The following is a 14,127-nucleotide window of genomic DNA, read 5'->3' as shown; positions in this document are numbered from 1 at the left end:
CGGATTTTGCGTGCGGCGCACAAGTCCCGCCCACGGCGCGCTACTGGATGGCCACGGCGAAAGCATTAAGCTTGCCGCGGTCGCAACCAACAACCTACTTCCTGATTTACTATGCGTGCCGTTACTATCGGTTCCAGTGGGCGCGGGACCGCGGGGCCTTCTCGCGACAAAAAGCCCCGAAATGCCAGAGTGGGAGGATGACATGAGTGCCGTCGGTAATGAGCCGCTTGCCCGTCAGGCGCTGGCGTTCGTCCTGGCCGGGGGACGCGGCAGCCGGCTTTTGGAGCTGACCGACCGGCGCGCCAAGCCCGCGGTCTATTTCGGCGGAAAATCCCGCATCATCGATTTCGCGCTGTCGAATGCCGTCAATTCAGGCATCCGGCGGATCGCGGTGGCGACCCAGTACAAGGCGCATAGCCTGATCCGGCATCTTCAGATGGGCTGGAACTTCTTCCGTCCGGAGCGCAACGAGAGCTTCGACATCCTCCCCGCGAGCCAGCGCGTCTCCGAGAACATGTGGTATGTCGGCACGGCGGACGCGGTCTACCAGAACATCGACATCATCGAATCCCACGCCTGCCGCTTCATCGTGGTGCTGGCCGGCGATCACATCTACAAGATGGACTACGAGGTGATGCTGCGCCAGCACGTCGAGAGCGGCGCCGACGTCACGGTCGGCTGCCTGGAGATGCCGCGCGCGGAATCTTCCGGCTTCGGCATCATGCATGTCGACGAGAACGGATGGATTCAGGAGTTCCTGGAGAAGCCGAAAGATCCGCCGCCGATGCCGGGCAAGCCGGACGTCTCGCTCGCCAGCATGGGCATCTACGTCTTCAACGCCAAATTCCTGTTCGACCAGCTCAAGCGCGACGCCGAGGACCCGAACTCCAACCACGATTTCGGCAAGGACATCATTCCATACCTCGTCAAGAACGGCCGCGCGATCGCGCACCAATTCTCGACCTCCTGCGTGCGCTCCAACGGCCACAACGGCGCCTATTGGCGTGATGTCGGCACCGTCGATGCCTACTGGTCCGCCAATATCGATCTCACCGACGTCGTGCCGGAGCTCGACCTGTTCGACCGCGCCTGGCCGATCTGGTCCTATGCGGAGATCACGCCGCCGGCCAAATTCGTCCATGACGAGGAAAGCCGGCGCGGCCAGGCCGTGAGCTCGCTGGTCTCGGGCGGCTGCATCATCTCCGGCGCCTCGCTGCGCCGCTCGCTGCTGTTCACCGGCGTCCGCATCAACTCCTACGCCAATGTCGAGAACGCCGTGATCATGCCCTATGTGAGTGTCGGACGCGGCGCGCGACTGAAGAACGTCGTGATCGACCGCGGCGTCGAGATTCCGGAAGGGCTCGTCGTCGGCGAAGACCCCGAGCTCGACGCGAAGCGATTCCGCACCACCGAGCAGGGCATCTCGCTGGTCACCCAGCCGATGATCGACGGGCTCAATAAATGACGCCTGTTCGCGTCCTCGCGGTCGCTTCTGAAGTCTATCCCATCGTCAAGACCGGCGGCCTCGCGGATGTCGCCGGCGCGCTGCCGATCGCGCTGAAGGCGCATGGCGTCGAGATGCGGACCTTGATGCCGGGCTATCCCGACGTGATGCGGCTCGTATCGAACGCTGAGGAGATCCGGCACTGGCCGGATTATTTCGGCGGCCCCGGACGGCTGCTCGCCGGCTCCCACGAGGGGCTCGATTTGTTCGTGCTCGACGTGCCGCATCTCTATGCGAGGCCGGGCAACCCCTACGTCACCAGCGAGGGCGTCGACTGGCCGGACAATGGCGTGCGCTTCGCGGCGCTGTCGCGCATCGCCGCCGATATCGGCCACGGTCTCGTCCCGGCCTTCGTGCCCGATGTCGTGCACGCCCACGACTGGCAGGCCGGGCTCGCGCCGGCCTATCTGCACTACGACAATCGCCCGCGGCCCGCGACCGTGATGACCATCCACAACATGGCCTATCAAGGCAAGTTCGCGCCTGCGCTGATCGCATCAATCGGCCTGCCCTGGCATTCCTTCAACGTCAATGAGCTCGAATATTTCGGCGGCATCAGCTTCCTGAAAGCCGGCCTGCAATTCGCCGATCGCATCACCACGGTGTCGCCGACCTATGCGCGGGAGATCCAGAGCGACGAAGGCGGCATGGGGTTCGGCGGCCTCTTGCGCGCACGCGCCGGCGTGCTCAGCGGCATCCTCAACGGCATCGACATCTCGGTGTGGAATCCGCAGGACGATCCGCACATCGCCTACCGCTACGGCGCGGAGGACCTGACGTTCCGGGCTGCGAACAAGGCGGTGCTACAGCAGCAGTTCAACCTCGATTCCTCGGACGAAACGCCGCTGCTCGGCGTCATCAGCCGGCTATCGTGGCAGAAGGGGCTCGATCTCCTGCTCGACGTCATTCCGACCATTTTGGGCGAAGGCATGCAGCTCGCGCTGCTCGGCAGCGGCGACCGCGATCTCCAGGATCGCTACCAGGCCGCGGCCCGCGCAAATCCCGGCCGGATCGGGGTCGTGATCGGCTATGACGAGATCCTGGCGCACCTGCTGCAGGCCGGCTCGGACGCGCTTCTCGTGCCCTCGCGCTTCGAGCCATGCGGCCTGACCCAGCTGTGCGCTCTGCGCTACGGTGCCGTCCCGATCGTGTCGCGCGTCGGCGGGCTCGAGGACACCATCGTCGATATCGGCGAAGCCGACACCTCCGGCCGCGATGCCACCGGTTTCAAGTTCTCACCCGTGACAGCGGATGCCTTCGCCGGCACGCTGCGCAAGGCCAACATCGCCTTCCACGACAAGCAGACCTGGCGCCGGCTGCAACGAAACGGCCTTGCGACCGACGTGTCCTGGCGCAACCGCGCCGGCGACTATGCCGCGCTCTACCGCGATCTCATGACGTCCCGCGCGTGAGGCGTGGCCGTCATCGAATCCATGCTATAGAGCCGCCATGGACCCCTTCGTGATCAAGCTGATCGGCTTTGCCGCCGCTACCTGCACCACCGTGGCCTATGCGCCGCAAGTCATCAAAGTGTGGAAGACCCGCTCCACCGGAGACATCTCGCTCGGCATGTTCCTGGTCATGGTGCTGGGGCTGGCGCTCTGGCTCGTCTACGGTTTGCTCTCCGGCGACGCCCCGCTGGTCACCGCCAACGCCATCACCATGGTGCTCGCCGGCGGCATCCTGTTCATGAAGCTGAAATACGGGTGACGTCAGGCTCTCGCTCAAGCGAGGTGCGCATTGATGCGCCCTCTCCCCTTGTGGGAGAGGGCAACGACGCCGGTAGATGCAAGCTCGCTTGGGTGAGGGGTCCTTCTCCGCGAGTCCAATTCGCAATCTGAATACGCGGAGAGATACCCCTCATCCGGCGCTTCGCGCCACCTTCTCCCACAAGGGGAGAAGGAAAGAGTCATCCGCCAAACACATACGACGCCATCGCCACACTCGCGACCTCGTCGACGAAGACGCGCTTACCCACGTCGCTGCCGGCGGCGCCGGCGGCCACCATCAGCGGCAGCAGATGGTCCTCGCGCGGATGCGCCAGGCGCGCGCTCGGTGCGTTCTCCCAATCAACCAGCATCGCGTTGCGGCGTGCCGGATCCGGGTTGCTGATCGCCTCGTTCAGATAGGCCTCGAAGTCGTAGGAGACAGGCTTGGACTCCGGCCGATTGAAGCCACGCATGTTGTGATAGGTCAGCCCGCTGCCGACGATCAGGATGCCTTCATCGCGGAGCGACGCAATCGCCTGCCCGACCTTGACGTGCTCGGCCGCATCGTAAGCAGACTTCAGCGAGAGCAGCACGATCGGCACGTCGGCGTCCGGATACATCAGTCCGAGCGGCACAAAGGTGCCGTGATCAAAACCTTGATTGGGATCTTCCCGGCAATCGAGGCCTGCGCGCGCAAGCAGCGCCTTCACGCCAGCTGCGAGCTCGGGCTGGCCCGGCGCCGGATATTTGAGGTGGTAGGTATGCTCGGGGAAACCGTAATAGTCGTACACCATCGGCGGATGCGCCGAGGTCGACACGGTGAAGGCATCGGCCTCCCAATGGCCGGTGATGACGAGCACGGCCTTCGGCCTCGCCGGCAACAGCTGCGGCAGCCGGCCGAACTCCGCGGCGGTCTTGGCATATTGCACCCGCCTGTCCTCCATGAACGGCCAAGGGCCGCCGCCATGCGACAGGAAGAGGGTTGGAAATCGCGTCATGGGGCTCGTCTCGTCGGCAACATGCGCGTGCAACTGCCCGCGCGACCGGCGGCGAGCATAGGCAAACCGGCATGGTTAGCAAGTCGTTAACGATTTGCCGCCCAAAATCCTGATGTGGCCGAAGCAGTCGGCCTGAAGACAAGTGAGACGTGAGATGAAGAAGTTTGCGCTGGGGGACGTCGTCAACAGTGACAAGGGCCGCCGCGGCATTGTTCGCGCCGCCTTCAAGTCGCGGGATGGGCAGCAGTTCTACGCCGTCGAGAAGGACGGTGCGATGGACTATCTGGAGGAAGACCGGCTGAGCCCGGCGCCGCGCGTCGAGCTCGCGGCTTAAGTCCAACTCAATTTTTGCTCTGGCCTGTGAGCCGGTCGAGACGCTCCGCGAAGGGATCGTCCCCGCTCGCGATGCCATCGTTCGTGATCAGCAGCAGGCGATCGCGGCCTGCCGCGGCGTCCCAACGCGGCAGATCGGAACCGTTGGGATCGCCGCTCCTGGCGAAGTTGATCCAATAGGACCGCATGCGGCTTGCGACCTCGCGATCACCTCGCGAGAAGATGCCCGCTCCTGGCACACCTTCCACACCGAAGATGAACTGCAATTCCCGCCCGTGCCCGCCCTCGGTATTCGCGCGCCGGGACTCGGGCACATAGCCGAAGCGATAGCGAAAGGTCGCAGCGCCGCGTGCGGCATGCAGCCGGGCCAGCAATCTTGCGGGCTCGGAAAAGACCTTGTCGGTATAGAACCGTGCCGCAAGCTCCGAAGGCGTGGCGCCAGGATAGAGCCTGCGCAGCTCATCGCTTGTGATGCCTGAGGATGCGACCTCCTCCTTGATCTCGAACTCACTGTCGAAACCTGTCTCGTCATCGTTGGAGCCGATGATCAGGGGAATGCGGCTTTGATGTCCGGCCGCAAAGCCGGCGGCAATCTCCTCGGTCACCAGATGTCCGTCCATCATTGGCGCGAAGCCGCGCCGCGATGTCTCGAACAGATGCCTTTCGGCGGCAAGCAGGCGTCGTGGTTCGGCGGCGCGCACATCCGTCTGTGGTCCAAGCGCCGCCACGAACTGCCGGCCGATGGCCTCCGCCTCCTGCGCCGAGCTCAGCCGCGCGCGACCGGGCGCCGATTGCAGAATGGCCTTCTGGAAGAGACCCTGCGCTTGCGCAGACAGCATCAGAAGCGCGATCGACGTCGCACCTGCATCGCTGCCAAACAAGGTGACGTTATCACGATCGCCGCCGAAGGCCGCGATGTTGTCGTGAACCCAATGCAGCGCGGCGACCTGGTCCATCAGCCCGTAATTGCCGGAGCCTTGCGACAGCGCCGGGTAAGCGAGCCAGCCGAGCGCGCCAAGGCGATAGTTCACGGTGACCACGATGAGGCCGGCCTGCGCGAGCTTGGCACCGTCGAACAGCCGCTCATTCGCAGTGCCGCCGACAAGGCCGCCGCCGTGGATGAACATCATCACCGGCAGCGGGCCGTCGACCCCGAAGGGACGGAACACGTTCAGCGTAAGACAATCCTCGCTCGAGGCCTGTAGCGCCGGCTGAAGGCACGGCGCGCCGTACTCGTAGGCGGTGTGCATCTCCGAACTTTCGGGCGTCGGCTGCGGCGGGCGCCAACGCAGCGCGCCGACCGGCGGCGAGGCGTAAGCCAATCCCTTGAAGGACGCCACCTCGCCTTCGACGGCGCCGAGCATCTGTCCTTCACGTGTCAGCGCGAATGGAAATTGTCCGACCGGCTGAGCCACGGCCGAGCCGGCGCAGCACAGGGCAATGGAAACCGCAACAAGCGCAAGCACGGATCGCATCTTCGGAGCATCTCGATGCGCGGAACGGTTCGGTAGGTTACGTCCGCGGCCGTCGGCGACGCAAGCCTGGCGCGACCTAACCGCCCTTGGCAATGAGCTCCGCCAGAGCGCGCCGCGCGACGATGCCGAGCTCGCCGAGCGTGGAGTGCCCCGCCGCGGCCGCCTCGATCAGGCGCTCGGCGATGAACCTGCGGCTGTCGTGATCGCCACCATGCGGCAGTTGGCGGCACGTCTGCTCCAGGACGACGTCCATGTTCGCTTTGGTCCGCTCACTCAACTCTGGCATGACGCTCGGTCGCTACGCGTGGCTTGTAACCGCAAGCATACACAGACGGATCGGACATGATTACCCCGGGTGATCACGGCCATTGTGCATCGCGATGCGTGTAGCGCCGCAAGATTCACGTGGCCATGATGCCGCCCCAAACGACCACCGAAGATTGCACCTGCTCTGATGACAAGCTGAACCTGCGGCGATAGCCTGCCGGCGCAACAAAACATACGGGAGGAATGGGATGCCTGACGCAATGGTTGCTACACGTGCCTCCGACGAACGCGGAACTGCCCAGCAAGTCGACGTTGCCGTGGTCGGCGCCGGATTTGCCGGCCTTTATCTCCTGCATCGCCTGCGCAAGGCCGGCTTCAAGGCGGTCGCCCTCGAAGAGGCCGGCGATGTTGGCGGCACCTGGTACTGGAACCGCTATCCGGGCGCCCGCTGCGACATCCAGACCATCGACTACAGCTACACCTTCGATCCCGAGCTCGAGACCGCCTGGACCTGGTCGGAGAAATACGCGACCCAGCCCGAGATCCTGCGCTATCTCGGCTTCGTTGCCGACCGCTACGACCTCAGGCGCGACATCCGCTTCGGGACCAAGGTCACCGAAGCCAAATGGGACGAGGCAGCCGAGCGCTGGCTCATTACCACCGACAACGGCGCGCCGGTCTCCTGCCGTCACTACATCATGGCGACCGGCTGCCTTTCGGCGCCAAAGCCGCCGGAGATCGACGGCGTCAGGGATTTCAAAGGCGAGGTCTATTTCACCGGGCGCTGGCCGCATGACGGCGTCAACCTCGCCGGCAAGCGCGTCGCGGTGATCGGCACCGGCTCGTCGGCCATCCAGTCGATCCCGCTGATCGCCGAGCAGGCCGCGCATTTGACCGTGTTCCAGCGCACGCCGAACTTCGCACTGCCCGCGCAGAACGGCCCGGCGCCATCGGACCGCATGAGCCTGCTGCAAGGCGATCGCGCTGCCTATCGCGAGCAGGCACGCCAGTCGATGACCGGCGTGCCCTATCCGCAGCAGACGGTCGTGAGCTGGCAATTGAGCGATGCCGAGCGTCGTGAGCGGTTCGAACGTGCCTGGGCGGCCGGCGACCTCATCCACATCCTGACGCAGCTCTGGGCCGACCAGGCTGTCGACATCGACGGCAACAAGATCGTCCAGGACCTGATCCGCGAGAAGATCCGCGCCGCCGTCAGGGATCCCGAGACCGCTGCGGCGCTCACGCCGCACGATCATCCCTTCGGCGCCAAGCGACCCTGCCTCGATACCAATTACTACGCCACCTACAACCGGCCGAACGTCACGCTGGTCAATCTGCGCCAGGAGCCGATCAAGGCGATCACCGCAAGCGGGATCTCCACGAACGGCCGCAGCTTCGACATCGACGTCATCGTGTTTGCGACCGGGTTCGACGCCATGACCGGCGCGATCCGCGCCGTGCATCCGATCACCGGGCGCGGCGGCAAGTCGCTCTCAGACGTCTGGGCGCACGGACCGCAGACCTATCTCGGGCTCACGGTCGAGGGCTTCCCCAACTTCTTCATGATTACCGGGCCCGGCAGCCCGTCGGTATTGTCGAACATGGCGGTGTCGATCGAGCAGCATGTCGACTGGGTGGTCGACCGCCTGGCCGCGCTGCGCGATGCCGGCTTCACCACGATGGAGCCGACCGAGACGGCGCAGGCGGGCTGGGGCCAGCACATGGCCGACTGTTCGATGTTGACGCTGCACCGGCTCGCCAACACCTGGTACACAGGCGCCAACGTGCCCGGCAAGGTGCAGGGTCTGATGCCCTATACCGGCGGCGTCGGCCCCTATCGCAGCATCTGCGACGAGGTGGTCAGCCGCGGCATGTTGGGCTTCAAGCTCACCGGCCCCAACGTCACAGCGCAATGCAATGACGGCGAGGTGGTGCGCCTGCAGCCGGACGTGCGGCTGGTGCTCAACCTGCTGGCGTCGCTGAACCTGCCGCCGATCGAGTCGATGGGCGCGCTCGGCGCCCGCGCCTTCGTGGACGAGTTCAACAAGGGCCGGCCCGCCGGGCGGCCGATCGGCGACATTGCCGACGGCACCCTGCCCGTCACCGACGGCGCGCTGCCCTACCGCGTCTACAAGCCGGCAACGCCGGGACCGCATCCGGTGGTGGTCTATTTCCACGGCGGCGGCTGGGTGCTCGGCGACGAGCAGTCGGACGAGCCGTTCTGCCGCGACATGGTGCGGCGGACCGGCATGATCTTCGTCAGCGTCGGCTATCGTCATGCGCCGGAGCATCGTTTTCCGACTGCGGCTGAAGACGGCTATGCGGCAACGCGCTGGATCGCCGAGCACGCCACTGAACTCGGCGGCAAACCAGGCCCGGTGCTGGTTGCGGGCTGGAGCGCCGGCGGCAACATCGCCGCCGTCACCTGCCAACTCGCGCGCGACCGTGGCGGGCCCGAGATCGCCGGCCAGCTCCTGATCTGCCCGGTCACCGACTGCACCTTCGACCGTCCCTCCTACAACGACAATGCGACAGGCTATTTCCTGACGCGCTCGCTGATGTACTGGTTTTGGGACCTCTACTGCTCCCCGGCGGACCGCACCGATCCGCGCGTCTCGCCACTCCGCGGCAAGGTCGCTGGCCTGCCGCCGGCTCTCGTGGCGACCTGCGAGTTCGATCCCTTGCGCGACGAAGGTATCGCTTATGCCGAGGCCATGGCGGCCGCCGGCGTCCCGGTCGAGCAGCTCAGGGCGCACGGCCATTTCCACTCGTCCTTCACCATGGTCGATGTGGTGATCACCAGCGCGCCGGGCCGGGGACAGATGGCGGAAGCCTTGCGGCGCTTCGCCGGGCTCCCGCTCGAAGTCAGCAGTGACGAGCACAGCCAAGGTCAGGCCAGCCCGGGGCACAGGATCGCGGCGGCCGCAAGCTGACAACGACAGGTCGGCCGGGAACCTTTTCCCGGCTGCCGCGTTGAAGGTCCGTGGCATTGAGATGCAGCGAGGTGTAGGCCCCGGCACGTAGATCCGCGTGTCGGGGCATTTTGCGTGAGGCGAAGCGATGGGGGACGGTGTTGCGGATTCAAAGGTCGATTTCAGTGCGCTTGCCGCCCTGCATAAATGGCCATCGCTGGCGAACCAGCGCCGGTTGGACCGGGAGCCGTATCAGATAAGCGAAGGCACTCTTGATGAGTGCATCTCGGTCTTCATGGAGAAGCCGGCGACGACCCGGCATCTCTATGAGATCCGAACAGTGGCGCAGCCGCCGCTCGTGACCGGCATTCTCTCGTCCGAGCACATCATCGAGCTGTCGCGCTGGAGAGAATTTCTCCGATAGTCCCGGAAGGCGATTGAGCGCAGGAACCTTTGTCCGGTTTTTCCCGTTGTCGGAAGATCGGAAGCTAAGGCGTGAGTGCCTCACATGCTCGAAGTCGGCGTACCATCCCCTGTCGTGCCCTATGGCGCAGATCAGACCCTGTTCGTGGTCGTCGATCGCCTTGACGAGGCAACCGAGATTCGCATCGAACGGAGCGATCTCGAAGCCACGATCGGCGAGCTCGTCGCCGGCTGCTTCAACGACCCCATCAAGGTGATTTCGTTCAATACGCTCGAACATTGGATGAAGGACATCTCGACCGATGTCGCCGGCGAGATCCGGGCGCGCTGCGATATCGACGGCATGACGATGCCCGACTATCTCAGCGACTTCGTCGAGAGCCACAGCTGATCGCGCGTCGTCGCGCTGACGGCCTTCAGCTCGCAAGCAACAAAAAAGCGCCGCTTCCGCGGCGCGTTTCGTGTGACACTCACTTAATGCTCAATGGTGCCAGAACAATGCCAGCAGCAAAACGATCGGCAGCGGCACGCCAAGTAACCAAAGCAAAGCACCTCGTCCAAAGCCCATGATGTCCTCCTCTCGTATCGCCGGGAATACGCCCGGAGAAAAGAGAAGTTCCGCGCCTCGCAGCGAGGGCGAATGCAGTCGGAGCATGGAACGCGGGGTTATGCGCTGCGGTGCTTGCCGGCGATGACCTCGATCTCGCGGCGGCGCTCGCCGGCGAAGCTCAGGAGCTTTTCGATCGTCAGCGTATCCGTGATCCGTTTGGCGAGCCGCTCGGCGCGCGCCGCCTGATCTTCGAGATACTTGATCGTGTTCAAGCGCCACCTCCCCGAAAGCCCAGAATTGTTGGACAGCTATGGTGCGACAGAGCAACTAACAGCCGGTTAAGCGCCGCGATGGCGCGAGCTCATTGCACGACGTCCAACCTGACATTGGTGATGCCCTTGTCGACCATGCCGAGCGCCTCGGCCGCGGAAGGAGAAATATCGACCACACGCCCGCGAACATAGGGACCACGATCGTTGACCCTGACCGTGACGAAGCGACCGGAGTTGGTATCGGTGACGCGCAACTTGGTGCCGAACGGCAGGGTGGGATGCGCCGCGGTCAACTCGTTCTTGTCGAACCGCTCGCCGCTCGCGGTCTCCGTATCGGAATAGAAGCTGGCGACGCCATGCGAAGCGGTCTGCTTTGCGTCACCGGCGGGGACGCGCGCCCGGCTGATCGGACGTGGATGCAGCGCCGCCACACGGTGCGGGCGCTCGGCCGCGGCCTGCCGGCTGGCGCCGGCGAGATCGGCCTTCTGGCGGCCGACCGGCGATTGCGCGCACGCCGCAAGCGAGGCGGCACCGGCGATGGCCAGCAACAGCCGGCACGAGGTTGCGAAGGAAATCCGGGCAGTTTCGGCACGTGCAATGCGAGACATGGTACGCCCTCCGAACGACCCGATTTTCGGTGGGCAATGAGGGCAGAACCTTGTCGGAACAAAAGCAGGCCTGGGGCCGCCGCCGTTTCACGTCAGCTGTGACGATTCCACCACAGTGACGCGTCCTGAATCGGGACAGACTCGCGGAGAAATCAGCGCGATACGGTGCGCCAGATGACCTGGCGCGTGTCCGACTGGTTCTCGTCCGGCTCCGCATCACCCTTCAGAAGCCGCGCCAACTCACGCCGATAGAGCCGCCGCCAGCCGGTTTTCAGACCAGCGAGAAAGTCGAGCTCCAATTGTGTCAGTGTGCACATCACGAACCCGATCCGGTTGCGAGGGCTTCGTCAGCCGACGAGGCCACCCATCGGCTTGATATCTGCGCTGCCGGGGAAGATCACATCGGCCAGTACCCTCTCCTCGACGCGCAAATGATCCCGCAGCAGACCCTTCAGCACGGCGCGCAGATCAGTGGTCGGCTTGAGATCGCGATCTTCGAACAGCTGCGCCGGCTTCAAGCCTGGCCAGTCCGCAATGACGCGACCACCCGCGAGCCCGCCGCCGATCAGGAAGGCGACCGTGCCGGTGCCGTGATCGGTGCCCTGCGTGCCGTTGATGCGCGCGGTGCGTCCGAACTCGGTGACCACTGCCACCGCCGTCTCGCGCCATGCCTCACCCATGTTGCTCTCGATCGCGGCGAAGGCACCGTCGAGCGCTCCGAGCAGATTGTAGAGCTGGCCCGAGGCCACGCCTTCCGCGATATGCGTGTCCCAGCCGACGAAGCCCATGGCACCGACGCGCGGACCGTCGGGCTTGGCGAGATAGCGCGCGGCGGTGCCCGCGGCTTCCGCAAAGTAGGCGCGCACGCGCGCTATGCCCGGCGGCGCCAAGGTCGGATCGTCCGACATCGGATCGCCCCTGCCCGGTGCCCCGCTGAGCGAGGCGAGCTTCATGCGCGCCTGCAGCACGGTGGCGAGCTTCGGGTCGGTGTGCTGATAGAGATCGAGCAGGCGGCTCTGCGTGTCCTCGCTCGCCGGCAGCAGCTTCTGCGGCACCCATGTCATCACAGGCGCGGAGCCGCGCACCACCAGCGGCGTCACCGAGCCGATACCGAGCGCGCGGCTGCCGCGCGGATCGACGCGGCCGCCCCCTTCCAGCGAGAGCAGCGCGCGGTTGAGCCAGCCGGAAGCGGTCGCCCCGGGCTTGGTGAAGCCGCTCTCCAGCACGTCCTGGCCGTCGAAATGCGAGCGCTCCCGATAGGGCGTCGCGACGGCATGGACGATCGCGGCCTTGCCGCTCTTGTAGAGCCGGTGCAGGTTCGGCATCGCCGGATTGAGCGCGAAGAAGGCATCGAGCGGCAGCGCCGGCGGCTTGCCGTCCAGCACCAGCGCGCGATCGCCGCGCAATGAGATCCAGTCGGGATCGCCGACCGGCGCGACGGCGCCAAGGCCGTCGAGCGCGCCGCGCAGGACGATGACGAGCAGGCGCGGATCGCGTCCTTCGGCGCGCGCGATCCGCGGCATCTGGCTCCATGCGAACAGCGCGCCGGAACCGACCAGAAGCTCACGCCGCGTCGGCGGGTGATTGACGACGCCCATGCTCACCTCCTCTGAAAATCCGCCGACATGAACAGCAGTGCCAACGCCTGCTGCCGGCTCTCGGCGCGGCCGACCGCCTGCTTCACCTCGCTCGCGATCTGCGATGCGAAGACATCCTCGATGATGGCTTGCGGATCGGCCATGCCGCTGATGCGCTCGGCAAAGTTGTTGGCGACGTCGAGCCGCCGGCCGACGCCGTCGATCCAGCTCGCTTCATCATCCGGATAGCCTTTTGGCGCAGATGGACGCCACAGCGCCTCGCCGAGCAACTCCTGGCCGCCGGTGTAGCGGACCGGATCGACCGCCGTGATGCCGGTTGCGCGCACCATGCCGATCACCCATTCGCCGGGACGCTTGAGCTTCAGCGGTGGCGCGCGCCAGGCGTCGTCCGACGACACCATCACAATCGCGACCTGCTTGAGATCGCCGTCGGTATCGCGGAAGGCCTTCGCCATCTGCTCGACCAGGACCGGCGGCGGTTCGTCGGCCACGAAATGGCGCGCGAGCTTGGTCGCGACATGGGTCGCGGTTGCCGGATGCGCGGCGAGGTCGCGCAGTACGGCACGGCCCTGTTCGGCGTCGTCCTGCTCATAGCGCTTGCCGAGCACGGTCTGTCCGCCGGGCTCATGCAGCCGCGGATTGAAGGTGAACTCGCCGCCATGCTGGGGATTGGCACCCGGCGGCACCAGCGTCCAGCCGGTCATGACGTTGGCGAAGCTGATGACGTCGTCCTGGGAGTAGCCCGTGCGCACACCGAGCGTATGCAGCTCCATGATCTCGCGCGCGATGTTCTCGTTGAGGCCGCGGTTGCGGTTGATGCCTGCGGTCGAGTTGGCGCCCATCGATTCCAGATTGTCGAGATAGAACAGCATGGCCGGATGGCTCTCGACGGTCTGCAACAGGTCGACGAAGCGGCCGAGCGCGTTGGCACGAACCGCTTCGCGCTCATAGGCGCCGGACATGCTCTGGATCTTGTTGGCCGAGATGCAGAAATGATTGGACCAGAACCAGACCAGCCGCTCGGCAAAGCCGATATCGGCGGAAAGCGCCGCCTCGGTGCGCAGCTTGGCTTCCTGCAAATAGATCGGACGTCCGGGATCGGGAATGGCGTCAGCCGCCTGCTTGGCCGCCATCTCGACAGCATCCTTCTCCTGGGCATAGCCCTGCGCTTGCCCCTCGGGCTGCGCCTGGGCTTGATCGCCCGATGCACCCGACGCCGACGCCATCTGCTGCTTCTTGGCCTGCTGCTGTGCCTGCTTGGCCCGCGCGGTTCGCCGGGCATTGGCATCGGCCACAGTGCGATAGGCTTTCGCACTGGAGGGCAGGCTGCTTGCCGCGGGAAGCGCAAGCGGCCGGTCGAGCTCGGCGATCAGTGCGCTGCGCGGGTCGCCGCCGATGGCGGCAATCGAGCCTGGCCGCGGCCCCATCCCGAAGCGATGCAGCGCCAGCACGGCGTCGGCCTTTGCGGAATTGCTCAT

At 65.4% G+C, this 14,127-nt stretch carries 15 protein-coding genes; 7 read left to right on the top strand and 8 right to left on the bottom strand.

All coding sequences use genetic code 11. From position 1 onward, the window contains the following. Window positions 1–202 precede the first annotated feature (202 nt). From glgC to IVA81_RS23945, 3 genes are read left to right on the top strand one after another with little or no spacing between them, the layout of a single operon-like run. Complete coding sequence (glgC, locus tag IVA81_RS23955) at window positions 203–1,465, top strand: glucose-1-phosphate adenylyltransferase (RefSeq protein ID WP_247322534.1); 1,263 nt, start codon at window positions 203–205, stop codon at window positions 1,463–1,465. Continuing rightward, window positions 1,462–2,916 (top strand): glycogen synthase GlgA, encoded by a 1,455-nt coding sequence (glgA, locus tag IVA81_RS23950; RefSeq protein ID WP_247322532.1) that lies wholly within the window; start codon window positions 1,462–1,464, stop codon window positions 2,914–2,916. Before glgC ends, glgA begins: the two co-directional genes overlap by 4 nt. A 37-nt stretch (window positions 2,917–2,953) precedes the next feature. After that, window positions 2,954–3,214 carry a SemiSWEET transporter gene (locus tag IVA81_RS23945; protein WP_247322530.1) on the top strand — a complete coding sequence of 87 codons (261 nt, stop codon included), beginning with the start codon at window positions 2,954–2,956 and terminating at the stop codon, window positions 3,212–3,214. A gap of 199 nt (window positions 3,215–3,413) precedes the next feature. On the opposite strand, the gene IVA81_RS23940 is transcribed toward IVA81_RS23945, so the two are convergent. Next, on the bottom strand, window positions 3,414–4,211 hold the full coding sequence (locus IVA81_RS23940) for a class III extradiol ring-cleavage dioxygenase (RefSeq protein WP_247322528.1): 798 nt from the start codon (window positions 4,209–4,211) through the stop codon (window positions 3,414–3,416). 154 nt (window positions 4,212–4,365) lie between these two features. Between IVA81_RS23940 and IVA81_RS23935 the strand changes: the two genes are divergently transcribed. Continuing rightward, complete coding sequence (locus IVA81_RS23935; protein WP_246930086.1) at window positions 4,366–4,545, top strand: hypothetical protein; 180 nt, start codon at window positions 4,366–4,368, stop codon at window positions 4,543–4,545. Between the two features lie 7 nt (window positions 4,546–4,552). Here IVA81_RS23935 and IVA81_RS23930 read toward each other — a convergent pair whose 3' ends face one another. After that, a complete protein-coding gene (locus IVA81_RS23930) occupies window positions 4,553–6,019 on the bottom strand; it encodes a carboxylesterase family protein (protein ID WP_247322526.1) in 1,467 nt (488 codons plus the stop codon). Window positions 6,020–6,095: 76 nt separating this feature from the next. Then, window positions 6,096–6,305, bottom strand: a complete 210-nt coding sequence (locus IVA81_RS23925; RefSeq protein ID WP_247322525.1) for a hypothetical protein — start codon at window positions 6,303–6,305, stop codon at window positions 6,096–6,098. 229 nt (window positions 6,306–6,534) lie between these two features. Here IVA81_RS23925 and IVA81_RS23920 point away from each other — a divergent pair, with 229 nt between their 5' ends. The 3 genes from IVA81_RS23920 to IVA81_RS23910 all read left to right on the top strand — a co-directional run bounded on the left by IVA81_RS23920 (window position 6,535) and on the right by IVA81_RS23910 (window position 10,012). Further along, window positions 6,535–9,219 carry an alpha/beta hydrolase fold domain-containing protein gene (locus IVA81_RS23920; RefSeq protein WP_247322523.1) on the top strand — a complete coding sequence of 895 codons (2,685 nt, stop codon included), beginning with the start codon at window positions 6,535–6,537 and terminating at the stop codon, window positions 9,217–9,219. A 127-nt stretch (window positions 9,220–9,346) separates the two neighbouring features. Then, window positions 9,347–9,622 carry a hypothetical protein gene (locus IVA81_RS23915; RefSeq protein ID WP_247322521.1) on the top strand — a complete coding sequence of 92 codons (276 nt, stop codon included), beginning with the start codon at window positions 9,347–9,349 and terminating at the stop codon, window positions 9,620–9,622. 84 nt (window positions 9,623–9,706) lie between these two features. Continuing rightward, complete coding sequence (locus IVA81_RS23910; RefSeq protein ID WP_247322519.1) at window positions 9,707–10,012, top strand: hypothetical protein; 306 nt, start codon at window positions 9,707–9,709, stop codon at window positions 10,010–10,012. A gap of 275 nt (window positions 10,013–10,287) precedes the next feature. Here IVA81_RS23910 and IVA81_RS23905 read toward each other — a convergent pair whose 3' ends face one another. The 5 genes from IVA81_RS23905 to IVA81_RS23885 all read right to left on the bottom strand — a co-directional run bounded on the left by IVA81_RS23905 (window position 10,288) and on the right by IVA81_RS23885 (window position 14,127). After that, window positions 10,288–10,443, bottom strand: a complete 156-nt coding sequence (locus IVA81_RS23905; protein WP_247322517.1) for a hypothetical protein — start codon at window positions 10,441–10,443, stop codon at window positions 10,288–10,290. 89 nt (window positions 10,444–10,532) lie between these two features. Then, window positions 10,533–11,051: a septal ring lytic transglycosylase RlpA family protein gene (locus IVA81_RS23900; RefSeq protein ID WP_247322515.1), complete on the bottom strand. Its 519-nt coding sequence runs from the start codon at window positions 11,049–11,051 to the stop codon at window positions 10,533–10,535. A gap of 152 nt (window positions 11,052–11,203) precedes the next feature. After that, window positions 11,204–11,368, bottom strand: coding sequence for a hypothetical protein (locus IVA81_RS23895; RefSeq protein WP_247322513.1), 165 nt, complete (start codon window positions 11,366–11,368; stop codon window positions 11,204–11,206). A 30-nt stretch (window positions 11,369–11,398) separates the two neighbouring features. Beyond that, on the bottom strand, window positions 11,399–12,649 hold the full coding sequence (locus tag IVA81_RS23890; protein ID WP_247322511.1) for a DUF1501 domain-containing protein: 1,251 nt from the start codon (window positions 12,647–12,649) through the stop codon (window positions 11,399–11,401). A 2-nt stretch (window positions 12,650–12,651) separates the two neighbouring features. Further along, entirely contained in the window at window positions 12,652–14,127 is a 1,476-nt protein-coding gene (locus tag IVA81_RS23885) for a DUF1800 domain-containing protein (protein ID WP_247322509.1), read from the bottom strand.

Origin of the sequence: Bradyrhizobium sp. 141 (genome assembly GCF_023074055.1) — a bacterium.
Taxonomy (GTDB): domain Bacteria; phylum Pseudomonadota; class Alphaproteobacteria; order Rhizobiales; family Xanthobacteraceae; genus Bradyrhizobium.
This window is presented reverse-complemented; position numbering and strand designations above follow the sequence as displayed.

What these genes read in the sequence shown, in the direction of transcription:
- glgC (WP_247322534.1), top strand. Translation starts at nt 203, where the DNA reads ATGAGTGCCGTCGGTAATGAGCCGCTTGCCCGTCAGGCGCTGGCGTTC.
- glgA (WP_247322532.1), top strand. Translation starts at nt 1,462, where the DNA reads ATGACGCCTGTTCGCGTCCTCGCGGTCGCTTCTGAAGTCTATCCCATC.
- IVA81_RS23945 (WP_247322530.1), top strand. Translation starts at nt 2,954, where the DNA reads ATGGACCCCTTCGTGATCAAGCTGATCGGCTTTGCCGCCGCTACCTGC.
- IVA81_RS23940 (WP_247322528.1), bottom strand. Translation starts at nt 4,211, where the DNA reads ATGACGCGATTTCCAACCCTCTTCCTGTCGCATGGCGGCGGCCCTTGG.
- IVA81_RS23935 (WP_246930086.1), top strand. Translation starts at nt 4,366, where the DNA reads ATGAAGAAGTTTGCGCTGGGGGACGTCGTCAACAGTGACAAGGGCCGC.
- IVA81_RS23930 (WP_247322526.1), bottom strand. Translation starts at nt 6,019, where the DNA reads ATGCGATCCGTGCTTGCGCTTGTTGCGGTTTCCATTGCCCTGTGCTGC.
- IVA81_RS23925 (WP_247322525.1), bottom strand. Translation starts at nt 6,305, where the DNA reads ATGCCAGAGTTGAGTGAGCGGACCAAAGCGAACATGGACGTCGTCCTG.
- IVA81_RS23920 (WP_247322523.1), top strand. Translation starts at nt 6,535, where the DNA reads ATGCCTGACGCAATGGTTGCTACACGTGCCTCCGACGAACGCGGAACT.
- IVA81_RS23915 (WP_247322521.1), top strand. Translation starts at nt 9,347, where the DNA reads ATGGGGGACGGTGTTGCGGATTCAAAGGTCGATTTCAGTGCGCTTGCC.
- IVA81_RS23910 (WP_247322519.1), top strand. Translation starts at nt 9,707, where the DNA reads ATGCTCGAAGTCGGCGTACCATCCCCTGTCGTGCCCTATGGCGCAGAT.
- IVA81_RS23900 (WP_247322515.1), bottom strand. Translation starts at nt 11,051, where the DNA reads ATGTCTCGCATTGCACGTGCCGAAACTGCCCGGATTTCCTTCGCAACC.
- IVA81_RS23895 (WP_247322513.1), bottom strand. Translation starts at nt 11,368, where the DNA reads ATGTGCACACTGACACAATTGGAGCTCGACTTTCTCGCTGGTCTGAAA.
- IVA81_RS23890 (WP_247322511.1), bottom strand. Translation starts at nt 12,649, where the DNA reads ATGGGCGTCGTCAATCACCCGCCGACGCGGCGTGAGCTTCTGGTCGGT.
- IVA81_RS23885 (WP_247322509.1), bottom strand. Translation starts at nt 14,127, where the DNA reads ATGAGCAATTCCGCAAAGGCCGACGCCGTGCTGGCGCTGCATCGCTTC.